General features: G+C 49.2%; 18 protein-coding genes. 9 read left to right on the plus strand and 9 right to left on the minus strand.

Going from position 1 to position 20,410, the window contains the following annotated elements; translation table 11 throughout:
• Positions 1-113: 113 nt before the first annotated feature.
• From SD53_RS07490 to SD53_RS07520, 7 genes are all read left to right on the plus strand, one after another.
• Positions 114-635 (plus strand): sigma-70 family RNA polymerase sigma factor, encoded by a 522-nt coding sequence (locus tag SD53_RS07490; protein WP_241481773.1) that lies wholly within the window; start codon positions 114-116, stop codon positions 633-635.
• On the plus strand, positions 632-1,312 hold the full coding sequence (locus SD53_RS07495) for an anti-sigma factor (RefSeq protein ID WP_046519613.1): 681 nt from the start codon (positions 632-634) through the stop codon (positions 1,310-1,312). The genes SD53_RS07490 and SD53_RS07495 overlap by 4 nt, the downstream gene beginning before the upstream one ends.
• A 185-nt stretch (positions 1,313-1,497) precedes the next feature.
• Positions 1,498-3,090: a DUF4331 domain-containing protein gene (locus SD53_RS07500; RefSeq protein ID WP_046519614.1), complete on the plus strand. Its 1,593-nt coding sequence runs from the start codon at positions 1,498-1,500 to the stop codon at positions 3,088-3,090.
• A gap of 14 nt (positions 3,091-3,104) precedes the next feature.
• Positions 3,105-3,572: an Ig-like domain-containing protein gene (locus SD53_RS07505; protein WP_046519615.1), complete on the plus strand. Its 468-nt coding sequence runs from the start codon at positions 3,105-3,107 to the stop codon at positions 3,570-3,572.
• Between the two features lie 46 nt (positions 3,573-3,618).
• Positions 3,619-4,740 carry a tetratricopeptide repeat protein gene (locus tag SD53_RS07510; RefSeq protein ID WP_046519616.1) on the plus strand — a complete coding sequence of 374 codons (1,122 nt, stop codon included), beginning with the start codon at positions 3,619-3,621 and terminating at the stop codon, positions 4,738-4,740.
• Positions 4,737-5,219: a hypothetical protein gene (locus SD53_RS07515; protein ID WP_046519617.1), complete on the plus strand. Its 483-nt coding sequence runs from the start codon at positions 4,737-4,739 to the stop codon at positions 5,217-5,219. The genes SD53_RS07510 and SD53_RS07515 overlap by 4 nt, the downstream gene beginning before the upstream one ends.
• Complete coding sequence (locus SD53_RS07520) at positions 5,219-7,261, plus strand: TonB-dependent receptor (protein WP_046519618.1); 2,043 nt, start codon at positions 5,219-5,221, stop codon at positions 7,259-7,261. The genes SD53_RS07515 and SD53_RS07520 overlap by 1 nt, the downstream gene beginning before the upstream one ends.
• 93 nt (positions 7,262-7,354) lie before the next feature.
• Here SD53_RS07520 and SD53_RS07525 read toward each other — a convergent pair whose 3' ends face one another.
• Both SD53_RS07525 and SD53_RS07530 read right to left on the minus strand, forming a co-directional pair.
• On the minus strand, positions 7,355-7,645 hold the full coding sequence (locus SD53_RS07525) for a high-potential iron-sulfur protein (protein WP_046519619.1): 291 nt from the start codon (positions 7,643-7,645) through the stop codon (positions 7,355-7,357).
• A gap of 162 nt (positions 7,646-7,807) precedes the next feature.
• Positions 7,808-8,605 carry a substrate-binding periplasmic protein gene (locus SD53_RS07530; RefSeq protein WP_082101815.1) on the minus strand — a complete coding sequence of 266 codons (798 nt, stop codon included), beginning with the start codon at positions 8,603-8,605 and terminating at the stop codon, positions 7,808-7,810.
• A gap of 180 nt (positions 8,606-8,785) precedes the next feature.
• Between SD53_RS07530 and mltA the strand changes: the two genes are divergently transcribed.
• Positions 8,786-9,910, plus strand: coding sequence for a murein transglycosylase A (gene mltA / locus SD53_RS07535; RefSeq protein ID WP_046519628.1), 1,125 nt, complete (start codon positions 8,786-8,788; stop codon positions 9,908-9,910).
• Between the two features lie 95 nt (positions 9,911-10,005).
• Here mltA and SD53_RS07540 read toward each other — a convergent pair whose 3' ends face one another.
• Positions 10,006-10,485, minus strand: a complete 480-nt coding sequence (locus SD53_RS07540; RefSeq protein ID WP_046519621.1) for a MarR family winged helix-turn-helix transcriptional regulator — start codon at positions 10,483-10,485, stop codon at positions 10,006-10,008.
• Between the two features lie 345 nt (positions 10,486-10,830).
• Between SD53_RS07540 and SD53_RS07545 the strand changes: the two genes are divergently transcribed.
• A complete protein-coding gene (locus tag SD53_RS07545) occupies positions 10,831-11,349 on the plus strand; it encodes an acyloxyacyl hydrolase (protein WP_052749298.1) in 519 nt (172 codons plus the stop codon).
• A 72-nt stretch (positions 11,350-11,421) separates the two neighbouring features.
• Here SD53_RS07545 and SD53_RS07550 read toward each other — a convergent pair whose 3' ends face one another.
• The 6 genes from SD53_RS07550 to SD53_RS07575 all read right to left on the minus strand — a co-directional run bounded on the left by SD53_RS07550 (position 11,422) and on the right by SD53_RS07575 (position 20,157).
• Positions 11,422-13,047 carry a methyl-accepting chemotaxis protein gene (locus SD53_RS07550; protein WP_046519622.1) on the minus strand — a complete coding sequence of 542 codons (1,626 nt, stop codon included), beginning with the start codon at positions 13,045-13,047 and terminating at the stop codon, positions 11,422-11,424.
• Positions 13,048-13,297: 250 nt separating this feature from the next.
• Complete coding sequence (locus tag SD53_RS07555; protein ID WP_046519623.1) at positions 13,298-14,236, minus strand: 5-oxoprolinase subunit C family protein; 939 nt, start codon at positions 14,234-14,236, stop codon at positions 13,298-13,300.
• On the minus strand, positions 14,236-14,937 hold the full coding sequence (locus SD53_RS07560) for a 5-oxoprolinase subunit B family protein (protein WP_052749299.1): 702 nt from the start codon (positions 14,935-14,937) through the stop codon (positions 14,236-14,238). Before SD53_RS07560 ends, SD53_RS07555 begins: the two co-directional genes overlap by 1 nt.
• Positions 14,934-15,689, minus strand: coding sequence for a 5-oxoprolinase subunit PxpA (locus SD53_RS07565; RefSeq protein WP_206539912.1), 756 nt, complete (start codon positions 15,687-15,689; stop codon positions 14,934-14,936). Before SD53_RS07565 ends, SD53_RS07560 begins: the two co-directional genes overlap by 4 nt.
• 199 nt (positions 15,690-15,888) lie before the next feature.
• Positions 15,889-19,011, minus strand: a complete 3,123-nt coding sequence (locus SD53_RS07570; RefSeq protein WP_046519624.1) for an efflux RND transporter permease subunit — start codon at positions 19,009-19,011, stop codon at positions 15,889-15,891.
• A gap of 3 nt (positions 19,012-19,014) precedes the next feature.
• The gene (locus SD53_RS07575) at positions 19,015-20,157 is read right to left on the minus strand and encodes an efflux RND transporter periplasmic adaptor subunit (RefSeq protein ID WP_046519625.1); all 1,143 of its coding nucleotides are present in this window, start codon (positions 20,155-20,157) and stop codon (positions 19,015-19,017) included.
• Between the last annotated feature and the right edge of the window lie 253 nt (positions 20,158-20,410).

Here is a 20,410-nt window from a genome sequence, read left to right on the forward strand (position 1 = left end):
TAGCGGTAACGAAAAAGTTTCACCAGCGTGCATCCAACCATCCGTAAAGGTCGTAGCTGTTATAGACATCAGAGTAACGGAGTGAAAAATTACAGATGGGACCGCAGGAACAATTGATTCACTGGCTTCAAGCCACAGCTCAGGGCGATAAAAATGCCTTCGAACAGCTCTACAAAGCAACATCGGCAAAACTTTTTGCAGTCAGTTTACAACTGCTTAGACGCCGTGACTGGGCAGAAGACGTATTGCAGGATGCGTTTGTCCGAATATGGCACAATGCCGCCGATTATCATACCGATAAAGGTACAGTGATGACCTGGATGATCAGTATTACCCGCTACCGGGCACTGGACCTCATCAAAACCCGACAATTTAAAGCTGAGCATATAGAGCTTGATCCAGACTGGAGCCCGGAGGATTCCGAGGGGGAGCCGGTCAGCCTGACCAGGGAGAAGGTCAAGCTGGATGAGTGTATGTCTGCATTGGAGGCTGAGCACCGTCAGTCTATTTATCTGGCCTTCGTAAACGGTCTGACACATCATGAAATTACCAGTCATACCGGTGCTCCGTTGGGCTCGGTCAAAAGCTGGATACGCCGGGGCTTAGCCCGTTTAAAGAGGTGTCTTGAAGCATGAACTATTTACAACAGGAACGCCTGGACGCCTTAAGTGTGAACTATGTGCTCGGCGGTATGAGAGGAAAAGCCAGACAAAGATTTCAGCGGCTATTGATGCAGCAGCAGCAAGTAAGGGAGACTGTCTGGCGCTGGGAGCAGCATCTGAACCCGCTGGCTGAATCTTTGCCAGAAGTGAAGCCGGACCAGAAGCTGTGGCACAAGTTACAACAACGCCTTGGCTGGCAACATGCAGACGTTGTACAACTTAAGCCCAGAAATAATTGGTTGCATCCAGCTAACTGGGTAGCGGCCGCTGCCGCGGCTTGCCTGGCGCTGGTATTATTACTTCCCCCTCCAGCGGCACTCCCTATAGAGTTGGCAGTGATCCAAACTAAAGAGGCTAAAGCCTTGTGGTTAGTGTCCAAACAGGGCGACACAGTGGTTCTGCAAGCCTCTGCAGCCGTGCCAGCCGACCCTGTCCATGATTATGAACTCTGGATGTTACCGACTTCAGGTCAGACTCCTGTTTCATTAGGATTATTACCACAACGCGGTCAAGTAAGTTATCCATGGCCACAAGCCGCAGCAGGTTTGACAGTGGCGGTTCTTGCGGTCAGTCTGGAACCTAAAGGCGGCTCACCCACGGGACAACCCACTGGCACAGTGCTGCATACCAGTGAGTTGATGACTCTCTGATTTCATGTATGACACCTTTGAGACCATCAAAACGGAACCCAAGGGTTTCGTTTTTTATTATTTATGCTGATTTATCTGAGAGTTAAAGCAGTATAAAAAATAGCTGAATTATTTTGTTTCTCGCTGCATCCAAAAAAAACACTCTGTCGTTACTGCTGATGCAACATCAACAGAGGAACACCCTAATGAAACTACAAAAAACCATCAGCACAGTTAGTCTCGCCGTTGCCATCGCTTTATCAGGCATAGCTCAGGCATCCAGTCATAGGGAAGCACCAAATATTACCCGACTGCCAACCCTTGATTCGACTGACTTTTACCTGTTTAACAGTTATGAAGCTGGTCGCAGTGGTTATGTCACAGTGCTGGCTAACTATATTCCATTGCAAGATCCACAAGGCGGTCCTAATTATTTTGCACTGGACCCTGCTGCTGTCTACAGCATCCATATCGATAATACAGGCGATGCAATAGAGGATCTGACCTTCCAATTTCGTTTTAGCCAGCAGTTGGCTAATAACAATATGGGAGTAAAACTTCCGATAGGCCCAGCCGACAACCAGAAAATGGTCGCAGTTCCACTAAAAAACGTTGGCGCTATCAGTGCAGGTAACTCAGCCGCGCTGAACTTTATTGAGACCTATCAATTAAGTCTGGTGACAGGACCACAACAAAGTGGTTCGAAAACCGAATTGAGCTCAGGGTCTGCTGACGGTAGCTTTATCAAACCTTATGACTATATTGGTGAGAAAACCTTTGGTAACAGCACGGCCTATCAAAATTATGCGAACCAGTATATGTATGAAACCAGCTTACCCGGCTGTGATGCAAAAGCCCGCGTATTTGTCGGCCAGCGCAAAGACCCTTTCGTTGTGAATCTCGGCGAAACCTTCGACTTAGTGAATTATGTCCCGGTTGAGGGAGATAGTGCTCCGGGAGCTGGTGATGCAGCAGGCTTTCCGGGTGGCATCACACAAAACTCTGCTAATGATGATTTACGCGGTAAAAATGTCACCACGCTGGCCTTGGAATTACCTACCTCTTGTATCACAGGAGCAGGCAATGGTGTGATAGGCGCCTGGACCACGGCCAGTCTACCTCAAGCACGGATCTTAAATCCAAATCCGTCCTTTGATAACACTGAAGTCAATGGCGGCGCTCTTGTGCAGGTCTCACGATTAAGTAACCCGCTGGTGAATGAGCTGGTGATCGGAGTCGCCGACAAAGACAAATTTTCAGCCAGTCACCCAAAAGACGATGGTCAATTTGCTGATTATGTCACTCATCCAAGCTTACCTGCGTTATTGAACGTGCTGTTCAAAGACGCTGTCAATACTACGCTGGGGACCAGTATTGAGGATTTGGCCCCGACCAATTTCCCGCGCACAGATCTGGTCACTGCTTTTTTGACTGGTGTCCCTGGTGTGAATCAGCTAAGTACTGTGACACCGTCTGAGATGTTGCGACTTAATACCGCAATAGCTGCTACACCAGCAGCCAACCAATCCGCTTTGGGCGTTGCAGGCAACGACTTAGCCGGATTCCCTAATGGCCGTCGCCCTGGAGATGACGTGGTTGATATAGCGCTGCGCGTTATGATGGGTGCGCTATGTCACGATATTCCTGTGAATGGCACTCCTACCAATCTGGGCTTGTGTGAACCTGCGGATGCCGCTGTAGGTAATGTACCTTTTACAGATGGTGCGCCACTGAATGCCAGTATGATAGACAGCAGTTTCCCCTACCTGAAGGCACCGCTGGCTGGTTCACCTAACTGAGAAGGAGCTGAGTAATGCGTAAATTAATATGGCTTGCCCCTGTTGTATTGGTCGCAGCTTGTGGTTCAGACGACAAAGCCAATTCGGCGCCCGTTTTTGCCAATTCCAGTTTCGTCACTGAAACCGACACTGCGGTGATGGCGCAACTTATGGCCACGGACCCTGACGGAGATCCGCTCAGTTACAGTATCGAATCTCAGCCTGCCAATGGCATTCTGACAGTCAACAGTAACGGCAGTTTTGTCTACCAACCCCAGACTGAATATACCGGCAGCGACAGTTTTATCGCCCGGGTGACAGATGGTGAAGTTAGTGTAACAGCCACAATAAGCCTGGATATCAACAGGGCCACTGTCTCATTCCTGCAATATAGCAAAGCCGCTTTTGCTCAACAGGAGACCGATACGGCATTATCAACCAATGGACGTGATTTTACTCAAGACACTGAGGATACGGCAGATTACGCCGAGGTATTTCAGTAACAAGTAAAGCAGCCCCGGTCTGACCGGGGCTGCCAAGGAGTAATGAATGGTGATAAAACCCAGGTATAGGGCAGTCGTCTATGTTTTTTTTGTCGGCCTGTTCACTTGCGCTTTGACCACTGTAGTGGCAGCTCCAGCGGATGAACTGGTACTGCAAACCAAACAGGTTATTGCGCGACCGATTTGGGTCCGACAGATAGAGGTTCAAGCCTCCGAGTCTGGCTCTGCTGCGGATCAAGTCAAGTTAGCCCAGGCTTATCTTCAACTGGCAAGACAACCAGGTTGGAGTCGCTATTTTGATAAAGCCCAACAGCTGCTGAAAAAAGCTCATCTCCCCTCTTCTGCCGGCTATTGGCTGGCAATGGCCGACACTGCACAGCAACAGCATCAGTTTGACAATGCACTGAATTATTTAGCTAAAGTGCAGCAGTTAGAGCCCGATAATCTGAATGCCCTACTAATGAAACAGCGGATTTATCTAGTCCAGAACAATACGACCGCAGCACTGGCTGAATGTAAAAAATTACTGGGACAACAAGAACTATTTTTACTCTCCTTATGCAGCCTTGAAGTTGTTGGACGTCAGGGAAAAACAAAAGACAGTTATAAAGCGCTACAACTACTGGCGAGGCAACAACAGAATGTTCCACTGCCACAACAGCAATGGTTACTGGCGGTGCTGGCAGAGCAAGCGGAAACACTGCAACAGACCGGAACAGCCAGAGGCTGGCTCGAGCAACTGTTATTCGCAAGAGGAGCAGAGACAGCCCCGCTGCCTCTGTGGGTAAAATGGGCGGATTTGACACTGCCCCAGGACCCTGCTCTGGTCTATCACACATTGCGGGATTTACATCAACAACAACAGCTTGAAGATGCTCTTTTACTGCGTTTGGCCTTAGCTGAAAAACAACAAGCTGCTGGACAAGACTTTCAACAACAGATGCATCAACGTGTCCAACTGCGAGAGCTCAGACAAGACACACTGCACAGTGCCGATTTGGCTCACTATTACCTTCGACTCGCCCCCGATCCAAAAAAGGCTTGGTACTACGCCAAGCTAAATAGTCAGCAAGCACAAGAGCCGGACGATCAGGCATTACTTAGCCTGGCACTCGCTCAGTTTGAACAAAATCCTCTTCCTTCAATTTCCAAAGGAGAACACCTATGAAATGGTTGGCCATCATGAGTTTCAGTCTGAGTTGTACTGTCTCTGCACACAGCTTAAGCACTGCTTTTATGCAACTAAAACCGACTGATACTGGCTTATCCGCTACATTAGAGCTGAGTATTAACGACTTGCAGCAAGTATTAAACTGGCCTGCAGAGCAGGATGTGCGCTGGAGTGATATTCAAAAAAACAAGCTGCAAATCCTCAGCTATCTAGAACAACATCTTCAGTTTAACAGTGCAGCAAAAACCCACTGCGAATTACAAACAGATCCCACTACCTGGTCAGCTATAGAAAAAAACCACACCTATTATTTAAGTTTGCCCCTGTTCAGCACCTGCAATGCACAGCAAAGTTCACTGCGTTATCAGATCTTCAATGAACTGCATGATCATAAACTAATCGTCAGTTGGTCAGATCAACAAAAGGTTGTTACCCAGCAAAATCCTGTCCTTGATCTGACCCAGATGGCACCATAATGAGCAAAATAAAACACTTACTCTATTGCAGTCCTATGCTTTGCTCAACACTGCTTCTAGCGCAAGAGCAACACAGTTCACCTGAGCCAGAACTGATTTTAGTGCGAGGGGTACAGCACCAACACGGATCTGGCGTCAATGCCTCTGAAGGTCATGTTCATGGCGTAGATATTGAACAACGAGCCTTGTTAAGGCCGGGCGATATGCTGGAGTTTGTGCCAGGTATGGTTGTGACCCAACATAGCGGCAGCGGTAAGGCTAACCAGTATTTTTTAAGAGGTTTTAATCTGGACCATGGCACTGACTTTGCCACCTCGGTGGATGGTATGCCTGTGAATATGCGAAGTCATGGCCACGGCCAAGGCTATTCTGATCTTAATTTCCTGATCCCCGAACTGGTCGAACACATTCGCTATCGCAAGGGGAACTACCAGGCACAAGATGGTGACTTCGCCAATGCCGGAGCGGCCGATTTTGCGTTAAAAACGCAGAGCCCTGAACTGCTACAACTGAGTCTGGGCCAACATCAATACCAAAGGATTTTAGCCGGTGGTAGCGCTAGTTACGACAATGCAGACTGGCTGAATGCAATCGAGTTGCAAGGTTACGCTGGTCCATGGCAAGGCGTCGACGAACAAGTCAGAAAAGTAAATCTGGTCAGCCGTTACAGCACAGAACAACAAGATTCAGCGAAGCGACTCACCCTGATGCTATATGACAACAGTTGGAATGCAGCAGACCAAATACCACAAAGAGCAGTAGACCAGGGACAGATTGACAGGCTGGGAGTGATAGATCCAAGCTCAGGCGGAACGAGCACCAGACAGAGCCTCTCGGGCCACTGGCAACAGCAAAGTTTTAAAGCCAGTGGTTATTGGATCCAAACTGAACTGCAGCTTTGGTCTAACTTCAGTTACTTTCTTAATGATCCGCTCAAAGGCGATCAGTTTGAGCAAACCGATAAAAGACAAGTGTTCGGCGGTGAACTAAGCCAAGAGTCAAAACTTCAACTTGGATCTCTCGACTGGATCCATCAGTTTGGCTTGCAGACTAGATATGATGATATAGACCAACTGGGTTTAGCCCTGACCGAAAAAAGAATACAACATCAGGCAGTGCGGCTAGATCAGGTGCAGCAGCAATCCTGGTCCGTTTTCAATCAGCAACAACTGCAGTTGAGTCAGAATATACAGGCTCTGCTTGGATTACGTTATGATTGGATGTCCGCCACAGTAGAAAGCCTGCTGGAGCAGCAAAACAGTGGCCAGGTCTCGCAAGGCATAAGTTCTGTAAAACTGGGACTTCGTTACCAGAGCAATGAAACTCAACAGTGGGATATTTCGATTGGTCAAGGTATGCACTCTAACGATGCAAGAGGCGCTACCATAAGCACAGATCCTGTCAATGGAGAACCAGCAAACCCAGTGCCACTCTGGGTCCGCTCAGAGGGAGCTGAACTAGGCTGGCGTTATCTTCAGCCAGAACGATGGCAAATCTCGATTGCAGTCTGGGCTTTGCAGCTTGATTCAGAGCTTGTGTATGTCGGGGATGCTGGCGGCACTGAAGCCAACAGAGCATCACGCAGAACGGGCGCAGAGCTGGCGTGGTATTACTGGATAAATCCAGCCTGGACTTTAGATCTGGAGCTGGCGACCAGTCGCAGCAGGTACAGAAGTCTAAGTCAGGATGAGGGCCGCTTTATCGAAGGTTCTCTTCCCGGTGTCGCCAGTGTGTCGATAAATTATCATGACAATACAGGGGTTCATGCTAATTTGCGGTTACGTCATTTTGGCCGCAGAACACTGGACAGTTTTAACCGACAACGTGCACCAAGCAGCACAGTCCTTAATGCTAACCTGTCCTACCAATGGCAACAATGGGAACTTGGTGCCGAACTGCTGAATTTAACAAATCGAAAGGTCGCGGACATGGTGTATTTTTATCCATCTCGGTTGCAAAACGAAGCTGAGGAGATCGAAGACGTACACTTCCATCCACTGGAGCCCCGTATGCTACGGTTGTCCTTAGGTTATCGTTTTTAGTCGGGGGAAATGACCGAGGTTATCCGCAATAAAAAGAGCCAGCTTGTCGTCACTGGCTCTGTCGATAGCATAGTTGCAAAACTGAGTCTCACCTCAGGCTTTTTTCACCCAGGCGGCGCACCAGCCTTCTGCACTGACCAGCTTACCGGGGAAAATATTACATCCCCTTAAAGCATCACCGTCTTTGCCTTGCACTTGCATACAGTTTGCGCAGTTCGCTCCGGCGACCGTGGACTTGTCCACATATTTCATCGCCACCGCCAGTGGATCATCGGCTTTCACTTTTTCCTGAGCCAGAGCGTGCAAAGCTGTCCCGCCCAGAGTGATCCCCACTAAGGTGGAGGCCGAGAGTTTTAAAAAGTTACGTCTGTCTAAATTTCCCATCCTGTTACTCCGTTTTTGACATGGTTGAGTCAAGGTGTTCTGCCCCTTGACGTGACTTGGCTATGTACTCTACGGAGTATGGACCAAACAAGACTAATCCGACTTGATCTAACGCAGGCTTTCCACAGAATCAACTGGCAAGTTCAGTAGACGGCTGTGTGGCTATCCGTTGTTATTTGGCGACTTGGTGACATAAAATTTAAGCCATTGCGCTATAGTCCCCTGCTGCTGTTGCTCCTGCAGATAGTGGTTAAAAGCCGTTAGCTGCGCTTTCCAGCGCGGGTGAAAGGCCACAGTTAGGGCCACCGTATTAAAACCCTGTGCAGAGCGATAGAGCGCCTGAGTAGGAAAATGATGATGCAAAAGCCAGTTCGCCACATGCTCATTGATAAAGGCAAACTCACAACGGCCATTGAGCAGCATTTTCAGTTGCGTCAGTTCACTGGATGAATCGACCCGTGCCGCCTGATTGCTATTAAAGTATGGGTCTAACGCGTCGTACACATAATACTGGCGGGTGCAGACTGTTTTGCCCTGAATAAGTTCGGGCAGTGTTGCCTGTGCAGACATCGGCTGACGGGCAAACAAATAATCTTTGTGTTCAAGCAAAGGCGCAGAAAACAACAAGAGTTCAGGATGTTGTGTCCATTCTTTTGCTAACAACATAGCATCCACATCGCCCTGATACAGCCTGTGCTCAGCCCGGGTTCTGTTGTCTGCGACGTACTGGACTTGAATGTTTTGCTGCTGAAAAAAATCCTGCAGTATCTCTGGCACCAAACCAACCACGCGTTGTGTGGTTTCGTCCTGATACATATAAGGTGGAACCTGAGGGTAATAAAGTACAAATTTCAATTCGCGCTGCACAGCATCCGCCTGCACTGGCAGTAGAAAAGCGGCAAAGACCAATACAACCCTGCGGTAGATGTTCCGTACTCGGTGTACTTTCCATAGCGTCATTTTAAGGTGCCTACCTCAGCTATTCGGGAGCGTACTGTCGATAATACAAGTATTAGCGTTTTTATCAAATAGTTGTTTCCAGGACGGCCGTGCAGAAAAATTCTGCACTTGCTGTTGTCAGTCAGCCCGCTGTGGCATAGAGTGCGGCCAGACATTGGTATTTTTGAACGTTATTTAGGTATGAAACAACATCTTTTGTGGCTGGGTGTAGCCAGTTTAATTTTATCCGCCTGTAGCCAGACCCAGGGCATTCATCATTCCAATCAGTTTGTGAACAATGGTCTGGATAAGAATGCAAAACCGCTGGATGGAACCTATCAGTTACAACAAGGCGCCGCTTTAAATCCAGAGTGGTTAACGCCACAGCTATTAACAGGTCTTGAGCAACAACTGCAGTACTTGAATAAAAAGTCGGTCGCATCAGAGTATGCTTTACCTGGTCTGAACGTCAGTAAGACGCAGTTACAGCACAGTATCCGCTTGGTACAACAATGGGCTGAATCCCCAAGTGCAGAAGGAGGCCAGGCTTTTCAGCTTTATCAGCTCGCAGGCGAGGACGGCAAAGGCAATGTGCAGTTTACCGGCTATTATGTTCCTGTGTTTAAAGTACGCTCCGCACCGGATGCTGAGTATAAATACCCTATCTACCGTAAACCCGCCGGTATGACCAGTTACCCAAGCCGCGAGCAAATTGATTTTGAGCAGGCACTGGCGGGTCAGGGTCTGGAGCTGTTTTACAGCAAGAGTCTGGTTGATAACTTCTTTATGCAGGTACAGGGCTCAGGTGTGGTAGAAGACGAATATGGTCAGCAGCATTTATTAAGCTACGGCGGTGGTAATGGCCATTCCTACCGTAGTCTCGGCAAAGTGCTGATTGAAATGGGCGAATACACAGCTCAAACCATATCGGCCTCTGCGATTAAAGAGTGGTTGGCGAAAAATCCACACAGACAACGTGAGCTGATGAGCCAAAATCCAAGCTATACCTTTTTCTCTTTGGGCCTGAGCCAACCTGTTGGAGCTGCTAATGTGCCTTTGACGCCATTACACTCTGTGGCAGTCGATCCTGCGTTTATTCCGCTGGGCGCAGTAGTACTGGCGCAAGTGCCACTGCTTGATGCGCAGGGAGAGCTCACCGGTCATGAGTTCAGACTAATGTTGGCACAGGACAAAGGAGCCGCGATTAAAACGCCGGGCCGTATTGATGTATATCAGGGCATAGGAGAGCAAGCCCAAGAGCGCAGCGATAGTTTGCGTCACTACGGCAAAATCTGGCTGATCCTGCCCAAAGCGGCCCCGCACTGACCCCTGGCCATGCGGTGGCGGTCCATAGCACTGAGGGCCACACCGGCCCTCGTTATGGTGCCAGGTTCATGCGCTCTGTCTAGCGTCTGGTCGAATTAGCTTTGTCTGGTTAATTGAGCACGTAACTGCATCAGTTCAAGACGTAGTGCATGAATATCAGGTTCCGCCATACCACAACTGAGACCTATGCTTTGATGAACCTGAACCGCCTGCGGCCGCATCGCCCATCCTGCCTCAGTCAGACGAATTTCCAGCGTGCGTTCATTGTGTGGATTACGGGTTCTGACCAACAAGCCCATAGCTTCCATGCGTTTAATCACCGGAGTTAATGCCCCCGAATCAATATGCAACTGCTCACCTATGTCTTTTAACGCCACCCCATCGTTTTGCCACAAAATCAGCATGATCAGATACTGCGGATAAGTGAGTCCCAATTTATCCAGCAAAGGTTTGTACACCTTGGTCATCGCCAGCGAGGTGGAATACAAAGCAAAGCAAAGCTGCTGATCCAAATGCAATGCTTTTTGGCTTTGCGCATCCAATGGAGCTTTGGTCTGTTCGGAAGAGTTCGCCATGCTGAAATTGCCTGTCTGAAAGCTAAAGAACCGCAAGGTTAATCAGCATGTTGTCAAAGGTCAACAGCTTCTGCGCTTTTAAGGTCGGATCGGTGTTGATGATCCACCTCTCTGTATTTTGCACATTTTTTTATTTCGCCCTTGATCTTCGGGATCCCACCCTTATTTATGTACCGTTCGTTACATAATGCATATTTATTAACCCCCTCAAGATAACCTTTGCTGCCGCAGAACAAAGCAAGGTGCGGAGGATCAGGTAATAGCTATGAAGTTTCAGGTAGTGAGTCGCAGTAAAGCCTGCAGCACAAGAGGCGGGTTTGGCGAAAGTTTAAGGCAGGATGATCGATGAAAAAAGTTTTACTGGCAGTGGTTGTGCTACTGCTGAGCCTGCAGGCTCAGGCTCAGGTTGCCGCAGTTGATTTGGTAAAAGGTGAAGCGGACGTGTTAGGTATACGCCTGGGGTACAGGCCGACTGAATGGCATCTGGCAACAGTACCTGTGCTGGGCGATGCACAACTTTATCTGGAAGTCAGTGCAAATCTGTGGCGGTATGGCGAAGACGCTGAATACGACAGTAATTTGGCTGTCGCGTTATCTCCGGTTTTAGTGAAACAATTCAGTACTTTGTATAACAGAGCTTTGTTTTGGGAATTTGGCATAGGCCTTAGCTTATTGGACAAACAACGTTTTGCCGGTAAAGATCTGGGCTCCCATTACCAGTTTGAAGACCGCATAGGCCTGATCTGGCAACTGCATCACAAGGCGCAACTGGCGTTACGTTACATGCATTACTCCAACGCAGGTTTACAAAAACCTAATCCCGGCCTGGATTTTATAGCCTTGTCTTACGCCTATCGATTCTGAACCATAGCCTGGAGTGAAAAAAGCCGCCTGAAAAAGGCGGCCGACTTTACCAGTGAGGGTCAACGCTGAGTATCAGACTTTAAAACGGGTGACCAAGGCATTTAAATCTACCGCCAAACGGGATAATTCATGAGCCGAAGCACTGGTCTGGTTGGCACCTGCCGCGGTTTGTGCCGCCAGGTCACTGATGTTAACAATATTACGATCAATCTCACGGGCTACTTTAGCCTGTTCTTCGGCCGCACTTGCTATCACCAGATTACTATCACTGATTTTGTTAATACGCTGGGTAATCACACTCAAGGCCTCACCCGCCGCCTGTGCCACAGTCAGTGCATAACCGGCTTTGTCGCTGCTATGTTTCATTGCGCTGACTGCATCGCCTGTGCCGCTGCGTATTTTTGCGATCATCTCTTCAATTTCACGGGTTGAGGTTTGAGTCCGGTGCGCCAACGCCCGCACTTCATCAGCAACAACAGCAAATCCTCTGCCAGCATCCCCTGCCCGCGCCGCCTCTATCGCCGCGTTTAGCGCCAGTAAATTGGTTTGTTCGGCAATAGCACGGATCACATCCAATACCTTACCTATATCCTGCGATTGCACAGCCAGTCCCTGAATTAACTCGGACGTCATCGCTACATCCTGGTTCATATCCCGGATCGCCTTCACTGTCTCGTCCACCTGCTGTTGGCCCTGGACTGCCATTTTTGCAGACTCAGTCGACTGCTCAGAGGTTTGCACCGCAGTTTGAGCCACTTCATCCACAGCAGAGCTCATTTCAGTGATCGCAGTAGCTGCTTGCTGAATTTCATCATTTTGCTGCTGCAAACCACGCGAAGAATCTTCCGTCACTGAATTCAACTCTTCAGCGGCAGAGGCCAGTTGATCCGACGAATTCGAAATATGGCTCATGGCATCGCGCAGATTCTGCTGCATTTTCTGCAGTGCTGCCATTAAACGGCTGGCTTCGTCTGCACCATCCACTTCAACTCTTTGCGTCAGATCGCCGGACGCGACGGTTTCGGCAACCACGACTGCTTGCGTCATAGGTGTGGTAATACTACCTGTCATCCATAGCGCAATAAAAATGCTGACGGCTATGCCCACTATTATGGCCAAAATCACCAGAAGCCTGCTGGTCTGATAATTTTCCGCAGACAGTTTGGTTTGCTGTTTTGAATAATCACGGTTGATCTGAGCTAACTGCACCAGAGCTTTTGTCATCAGATCGGAGTGCCTTGTTAACTCTTCATTACTGATCCGGATGGCCTCGGCTTGATCACCAGCTTGTAGCGCCTGCAACAGCCGCCCCTGGCCAGCAAAATAATCCTGTTGCGCACGGCTAAATTGCTGATAGACACCACGTTCTTCATCCAGCGACATTAGATTTTCATACAACTTCTGATTTTCGCTAACTTCCGCTCTGACTTTGTCCAACGATTCCTGATAGGCTATTTTTTGCTGCTCGGTTTCCGCCAGCATCAAACGAAAGGTAAAAATCCGGACCCGCATCATGCTTAAATTTAACGCAGCAAGACTATCCAGACTTGGAATGGTATCGCCTTCAATTTCAGCAGAAACAGAGCGCATTTGTGACATATTCATCAGCGCCAGGCTACCTTGTAACACCACTAACAACCCTAATACCGCAAAACCTGCCAGCAGACGAGCTCCAATTTTGTAGTTCCTTAAAAACATTTCTATAGTCCCATATTTTGATTTTTAGAAAATATAATCTAACTGCAAGTTAGAAGCATAGGCGACAAATTATAAAAAAACTTAAATTTTTACAGGGAATTAGCGACTCATCGCTGTATTTGTCGGCGCTGCATACCAGTAGCGCCAGCCGCCAAACAAGAGCGGATAAACCACACTGTATCTGCAGTCAAAGTCACAAACTGCTGCCTGTCACAGGGACAGAGGCCGCCCGAGCCGTATCCGCTTTATGCTAACTTCGTAGTTCCATCACCCACTGAGCCCAATAACGCTGTTGCTGCTGTTGATAAAGGCCGAGCTTTTCAAGGCTTATTTTATAAAAACGAACAGTCTGGCCCTGCCGACGTTGCGCCAAAGCGGCGGCATCACGCGCCAGTAGTACGCCTGGTTTGGGGTAACCGCCTAAGGTTTGTCGGTCGTTAAGCAGAACTATCGGTAAACCATCAGGGGGCAATTGCACTGCACCATAACAAATACCTTCAGATAACAAGGCTTTGGGCTGGTACAACAGCGGCTCACCCACCAGACGATAGCCCATCCGATCCGACAGCCCGGCCACCTGATAGTCGGTGTTACACAAGTGCTGCCACTGTGCCTCGTTCAACCAGTGCTGCTGATACCCGGGCAGAAGCGCAAGCTCTAACGGCGTGGAGAAATCTGGCCAGAACTTTTCCGGCAAGGACCAAAGCAAAGGTCGGTAAGCCGGGCGCACAGGTAAAAACTGACCTGGCTGTAAGGCCGCTCCGCCTATACCGCCCACTTTTTCCCGCAGCACGGTGCTGTTGCTGCCAAAGTGTTTAGGCAGTCGAAAGCCCCCAGCTACGGCCAGATAACAACGCAAGCCTGATGTGGCATACCCCAGCTCAATGACATCATCTTTTTTAATACGATGGCTTTGCCATAAGCTTTTAGCTTGGCCATTGACCGTCAGCGGCATCTGCGCCCCTGTGACACAAAACACCGTATCTGTTAAGGCAAGCAAGCTCAGTCCGCCAACAGAAACTTCAATCTGGCAACTTGGATTTGGATTTTGCAGTAATAAGTCGGCACTGCGATAGCTGACATAATCGGCAGGCCCGCCCTGAGTTAAGCCTAAATGGGCATAACCAAAGCGCCCCTGGTCCTGCAACGTCGACAGCACGCCCGGCTTTAGCACCACAACAGCAGACATCAGCACAGCTCCTGCGGTAATTGGCCACCTAAAGCTGAAAATTCCTGTAGGTTGATGGACCGGAAACGCACTCTGTCGCCGACGGCAAATGGCATCAATGCCTCACAAGTTCCGGCACGTTCTGGTGTAAACAAAGCGGTTGGACACAAACCCAATATATTCCAGCCCCCGGGCGATTCGGCCGGGTAGACTGCAGTTTGCCTATCCGCTATAGCCACAGCCCCTTGAGGAACTTTAGCTCTTGGCGTAGATAAGCGTGGTGTGGTAAGACGCTCATCCAGTTGCCCCAAATAAGCGAAACCCGGTGCAAAACCTATGGCATAGACGCGATATTCGATGGCCTGATGTAAATCAATCACTTGTGTTGTGGTTAAACCCGCCCGTGCGGCCACAGCCTGCAAATCCCATGCGGTGTGATAATACACAGGCAAGACCACGAGCTGACCGGCTTGCTCGTCCACAAAATGAGTGAGGCTCAATTGCTGTTCCAGCAAGCTTTTGATCACCAGCAAGCCTTGATGATCAGGTTTTAATACAATCAATAAGGACGCATAAGAGGGTAATAATTCCTGTAGCTGTTCCCCCAGCAATAACCGGACCTGCTGCTGTAACTGCTGCAACTGACTCAGATTTTTACCGCTGATCTGTGCCGGTAAATATACAATCAGGGCGTTTTCTCCCGCCAGTTCCAGTTGGATCATTGGCCGTCCAGCACCTGACGAATGGATTGAACTAAAGCAACGGCTTCTGGATTATCGCCATGCACACATAAAGTGTCAGCAGCAATAAAGACGCTATGTCCTGTGTCACTTTGCACCGAACCGCTCTGCAATAACTGCTGCACTTGCGCCAGAGCCGCCTGATGATCCAGCACACTGCCGGCCTGACTTCGGGGTGTTAACGCCCCCTCTGCTGTGTAGCGCCGGTCGGCAAAAGCTTCAAACAATACTTCCAGATGATAGTCTTTCGCCAATTGCCTATGAGCTGCCGCCGAAGCCGTTGCCAATAGCATCAGCTTTAAGGGTTTATGGTAACTGGCGACGGCTTGCATCACTGTCTCCAGCAAGGCCGGGCTTGCCATCATATCGTTATATAACGCACCGTGAGGTTTCACATAACTAAGCTGCAGCCCAAGACTTTGTGCCACTCCATCTACAGCGGCAATCTGATACCACAGCAAATGTTTCAGTTCATCCGCCTGCATTTTAACCGAGCGGCGACCAAAACCTTGTTTGTCGTCATAACTGGGATGAGCGCCAATTTCGACCTGATGCTGCTTTGCTAAACCAAGAGTGCGAACCAGAATCGTCGGGTCGCCGGCATGAAAACCACAGGCAATATTGGCCTGATCAATCAACGGCATCACTTGTGCATCCAGCCCCATCTGCCAGGCACCAAAGCTTTCACCCAAGTCGCAATTGAGTTTAATCCCGGTTTTTTTTAAAGAGTTCATATCAAACCAGCTATAAAGCACCGCAGTTCCGCCTGAGTCAAACTACTGATTTGATGGCTAAACTGCGGTGATCCTGAAAGAGTAGATGAAGCCATACTAGCTGAATTGAGGGTGTTTCCCAACTCTCTAAATGCAGTAAGTTTTGGCGCTGAAAACAAAAAGAGCACCGAAGTGCTCTTTTGAATTCCTGCGCTTCGGCTTATTTCGAGGTCAGCGGCTCGCCATAACTGCTCACTGTCGCTGTTTTGTTGCGGCTGAATCTGGCTTTTACTTTACGTTTAAAGGTTTCCAGACTGTCATAGAAAGTCGGCACCACCAACAAGGTCAATACCGTAGAGGTGAGCACCCCACCTATTACTGAAATCCCCAGAGGTTTATAAAACGCAGCACCTTCACCTATGCCAATAGCCACCGGCAACATACCAGCCACCAAAGCAAAAGTCGTCATCAGAATAGGACGCAAACGCTCGCGACCTGCAGCAATTAATGCCTCTTCCAGGCCAAAACCTTCACTTTCTTTTTTGCGGGCACAATCGATCAACAGGATACCGTTTTTCACGACTATACCCATCAGCATCACCACCCCGATTAAACTCATCAGGTTTAAAGTGGCGCCAGTGATCAACAAAGACAACACCACACCAATAAGAGATAAAGGCAAGGACATCATAATAGACACCGGAGCCAGGAAGCTGTGGAACTGTACAACCAGGATCAGATACATCAGCATCACAGCTAAGCCCAAAGCGCCAAAAATACTACCGAATACTTCTTCCTGATCACGGCTCTGACCACCGGAGACCACATCGTAACCGGGCGGGAATGGAATAGTTTTCAGCAGTTTTTTCGCATCGGCATCCACTTCACCAAAACTACGGCCCTGAACGTTGGCGCCAACCGCCATCATACTTTCCCGGTCTAAGTGCTCGATCACTGCAGGACCTTTCCCAACCGTGACTGTGGCTATCTGTTCCAGCGGGATCATCGCACCGGTGCGGTTGGACAATAACGGCAGACGCTCTAAATCCTGCACCGTCATGCGTTCTTCCGGTTTAATCCGGACATACACATTGCGGGTTTCGCCCGTTGGGTCGATCCAATCGCCAATCTCAGCACCAGCGAAGGCCAACCGTAAGGCACTGGCGGCATCACTCATAGATAAACCCAAGCTCGATGCCAAACCACGGTTAAATTCAATTTGCAGTTCAGGCTTAGGATCCTGAGTCGATAAACCAACATCCACCGCGCCAGGCACAGTTTTCAGTTTCTCCATATAGTCCATCACCAGCCCCTCCAGTACCCGGCTATCCGGACCACGGAACTGGATTTGCAATGCTTTACCGCCACCGCCGCCATTTAAATCAGCCGACACAGTGTATTCAGCACCAACTAATTGCTGAACTTTGGCGCGTAACTCGGCCGCCACTTCACGGGAGCTGCGGTCGCGTTCGTATTCTTTTTTCAACCGGACAAAGATCTGAGCTCTGGTAATATTGCCCTGAGTCCCGACCGTGGTCTGAGTGTAGAGCTGTTCCGGCAACTGACGGGCAATAGCGGCAGCCTGTTCGGCTTTAATACTGGTGTATTCAATACTGGCTTCTGACGGAGCCCGGACTGAGATCACCACACCACCATCGTCTGTTTCAGGCAGGAAACCTGAGCCCCCATACATCCCCTGCACCACTATGGCAGCAAAGAATGAACCAAAGGCCAGCACCCACATCGATTTGCGATGTTTTAATGCCCAGCTAATCAGTCTGGAGTAGCGCTCCGCCTGATGATCAAACCAGATATTAAATTTTTGCAAGGCTTTACCAAGACCACGGCGTTTGGCATGTTTATCGTGATCCGGGTCGTGCCAGTAGGCGGACATCATCGGATCCAGCGTAAAAGAGATAAACAACGACACTAAGACAGAACAGGCCACTGTTAAGCCAAAAGGTTTAAACCACTGACCGGTAATACCATCGAGAAAAGCAATAGGAATAAACACAGCCACAATAGACATAGTGGTGGCAATGACCGCCATCCCAATTTCTTTGGTGCCGTCACGGGCTGCGGTCATATTGTCTTTGCCCATTTCCATATGGCGCACAATGTTTTCCCGCACTACTATCGCATCGTCAATCAGAATACCTATCGCCAGCGACAAGCCCAGCAGCGACATAAAGTTCAGTGTAAAACCGCAGGCCCACACCGCGATAAAAGAGGCCAGTACTGAAGTCGGTAAGGCCAATGAAGTGATTAAGGTTGAGCGCCAGGAGTTCAGAAATACAAAAACAGTGACAATAGTCAGCAAGGCTCCCATAGACAAAGCTTCAGTGACGTTACGCATACTGGCAGCCACGTCTTCGCCTGAGTCACGCACCACCACTAACTCAAAATCTGCCGGTAAGGTTTTCTTTAACTCTTCTATTTTTGCCTTGATATCGTCCGTCACGCTGATGGTTGACGCATCACGGGCCTTGATCACATCAATACCTAACGAAGGCACGCCATTAAAGATCGATAAACGGCGCTGCTCTGCGGCACCATCCACAACATCCGCCACCTGCTCTAAACGAATGGCCTGGTCGCCGTTGCGTTTGACCACCATTTGTTCAAATTCACGCACATCACGCAGGCGGCCCTGGATCCGGATGCCCTGCTCTTCCATGCCATTGACGACCCGGCCCACCGGAGCTGCGACGTTTTGCGCGCGCAGAGCATTCACCACATCCATAGCAGACACATTGGCTTCCCGCATCGCATTGGAGTTTAAGAACACTGTCATTTCACGTTCTTTTTCCCCCTCCAGATTCACCAGCGCCACACCGGGTACGGCACGGATTTCGCGGGCGATTTGATGCTCGGCCAGTTGCGACAACTCTATCGGATCCATGGATTTGGACGATAATGCCAGCGACATGATAGGAAAAGCATTTGGATCTTCACGACGCAGGAAAGGCTCTTTCATTTCGGTCGGCAGCTTATCGCGCACCACAGCCACTGCATCGCGCATTTCCTGTGAGGCTTCAATTAAATCTTTATCAAACTCAAAAATGGCCACTATCACCGCATTGGATTCACGGGCGTAAGAGCGCAGTTCTCTCATGCCAGTGATGGTGGCCATCGAGTCTTCGACCCGGTTTAACACCTCACGTTCGACCGTTTCGGGCGAAGCGCCCGGATAAGGAATAGTCATCACCAATACAGGTGGCTGGACATCAGGGAACTGGTTGGTTTTTAAATTGGTCATCGCAAAATAACCAAAAATCATCATGGCTAGCGTAACAGCCACCACCACCATAGGGCGCTTTATACTAAAATCAGATAAAAACATGGCTTAGTTTCCTGTGCTGACTTTCGCTGCGGTTTGATCCGGTACACTAGTCGCAGCAGCAGCCAACTGTGCTTTAGCTCCGTCTGTTAAAGCACCTTGCGGGTGACGTAAAATCTGAGCACCTGAGCTAATACCGGACAACACCTCTTGAGTCCCCCAGCGTTCATCTTTACTGCCCAATTCAACTTCAGTCTTTTTCAGCTCATTATTGGCGAACTGCCAAACAAAATGCTTGTCTCCCTCGCGCATAAGGGCCGACTCAGGCACCATCAGCGCATTGCTGTTTTGAGCCTCAACGTGGCCTTCGGCATACAAGCCGGCGACCAGTGATTGCTGTTTCAAATCCATACTGACTAACAATTGCACCTGACGGGTGCTTTCATTGGCCAGTGGATTAATACGCTCGACAGTCCCAGTGAAAAACTGACCGCTGTAGCCATTCACTTTAAAGGTGACTTTATTGCCGACTTTGACCTGACCCACCCGGTCTGCGGCGACATAGCCTTCAAATCGAATACTGGCCGGGTCTATCAGTACCATCAGACCTTTGCCTACCTGTGCTGTATCACCGGCAGAGACTTTACGGGTAGCGACTACCCCTGAAAATGGCGCTTTGACTTCAGTCTTTTCCATCTGCTGACGGGCTTCCACTAATCGAGCCCGGGCTGAGGCTAAATCAGACTGGGCTTGATTGGCTTTGTTTTCTGCCGCCTCTAAGCCTTCTTGCGTGACCAGGCTTTGTTTCGATAAAGATTGCATCCGTTTGAGTTGTCGGTTGGATTGCTCCAGCGTCACTATCGCTGAACGTTCGGCTTCCTGCGCTGACAGTAGTTTGTCGCGGTAGGTGGTTTGGTCCAGCTTCACCAGTACATCACCGGCTCTGACCAGATCACCATTGTCTTTCAGTACCTGCATAACAATACCTGATACTTCTGCATTCAGTTCTGCTTTGACGACGGGTTGCAACGAACCAGAAATCACTGGGCCCCTGGCAAGGGTGCTTTGCGATACGGTCAGCAAGTCCTGCTCCACCAGTTGTAGTGGTTTTACACTGTCGTCCTGTGTTTTAGCCACCTCAGGCTTAGAGCACGCAGCTAACGTGCTGACAATACACAAGGCAATTACTGTTAGTTTTATAGTTTTCATGGTTCCAACCCATCCGGTAGTTCAAGCAAGCATAGATACTTTTTTAGTAAAGCCACTATAAAACAGTCAGAAGTTTCAGTCCTGCCAAAAGGGTAACAAGTTGTAACCATTTTGATGAACTGCGGACAGGCCTGATAAATCTACAGTTTTTTGAATAGAAATCAGACAAATAACCAAAGCGAACTGGTAACAAAGCATGAATTGCTGCAGTATAAACAGTATTGAGTACTCCACATTACCTACAGGGAAGTCC

It is taken from the genome of Rheinheimera mesophila, from assembly GCF_000986865.1.
GTDB classification, from domain to species: Bacteria; Pseudomonadota; Gammaproteobacteria; order Enterobacterales; family Alteromonadaceae; genus Pararheinheimera; species Pararheinheimera mesophila.

Excerpts from the sequence above, each read along its gene's own strand:
- mltA (WP_046519628.1), top strand. The coding sequence starts at position 8,786 with ATGAAACAACATCTTTTGTGGCTGGGTGTAGCCAGTTTAATTTTATCC.
- SD53_RS07510 (WP_046519616.1), top strand. The coding sequence starts at position 3,619 with ATGGTGATAAAACCCAGGTATAGGGCAGTCGTCTATGTTTTTTTTGTC.
- SD53_RS07530 (WP_082101815.1), bottom strand. The coding sequence starts at position 8,605 with ATGACGCTATGGAAAGTACACCGAGTACGGAACATCTACCGCAGGGTT.
- SD53_RS07495 (WP_046519613.1), top strand. The coding sequence starts at position 632 with ATGAACTATTTACAACAGGAACGCCTGGACGCCTTAAGTGTGAACTAT.
- SD53_RS07545 (WP_052749298.1), top strand. The coding sequence starts at position 10,831 with ATGAAAAAAGTTTTACTGGCAGTGGTTGTGCTACTGCTGAGCCTGCAG.
- SD53_RS07570 (WP_046519624.1), bottom strand. The coding sequence starts at position 19,011 with ATGTTTTTATCTGATTTTAGTATAAAGCGCCCTATGGTGGTGGTGGCT.
- SD53_RS07540 (WP_046519621.1), bottom strand. The coding sequence starts at position 10,485 with ATGGCGAACTCTTCCGAACAGACCAAAGCTCCATTGGATGCGCAAAGC.
- SD53_RS07560 (WP_052749299.1), bottom strand. The coding sequence starts at position 14,937 with ATGATCCAACTGGAACTGGCGGGAGAAAACGCCCTGATTGTATATTTA.
- SD53_RS07565 (WP_206539912.1), bottom strand. The coding sequence starts at position 15,689 with ATGAACTCTTTAAAAAAAACCGGGATTAAACTCAATTGCGACTTGGGT.
- SD53_RS07515 (WP_046519617.1), top strand. The coding sequence starts at position 4,737 with ATGAAATGGTTGGCCATCATGAGTTTCAGTCTGAGTTGTACTGTCTCT.
- SD53_RS07505 (WP_046519615.1), top strand. The coding sequence starts at position 3,105 with ATGCGTAAATTAATATGGCTTGCCCCTGTTGTATTGGTCGCAGCTTGT.
- SD53_RS07525 (WP_046519619.1), bottom strand. The coding sequence starts at position 7,645 with ATGGGAAATTTAGACAGACGTAACTTTTTAAAACTCTCGGCCTCCACC.
- SD53_RS07555 (WP_046519623.1), bottom strand. The coding sequence starts at position 14,236 with ATGTCTGCTGTTGTGGTGCTAAAGCCGGGCGTGCTGTCGACGTTGCAG.
- SD53_RS07550 (WP_046519622.1), bottom strand. The coding sequence starts at position 13,047 with ATGTTTTTAAGGAACTACAAAATTGGAGCTCGTCTGCTGGCAGGTTTT.
- SD53_RS07520 (WP_046519618.1), top strand. The coding sequence starts at position 5,219 with ATGAGCAAAATAAAACACTTACTCTATTGCAGTCCTATGCTTTGCTCA.
- SD53_RS07575 (WP_046519625.1), bottom strand. The coding sequence starts at position 20,157 with ATGAAAACTATAAAACTAACAGTAATTGCCTTGTGTATTGTCAGCACG.
- SD53_RS07500 (WP_046519614.1), top strand. The coding sequence starts at position 1,498 with ATGAAACTACAAAAAACCATCAGCACAGTTAGTCTCGCCGTTGCCATC.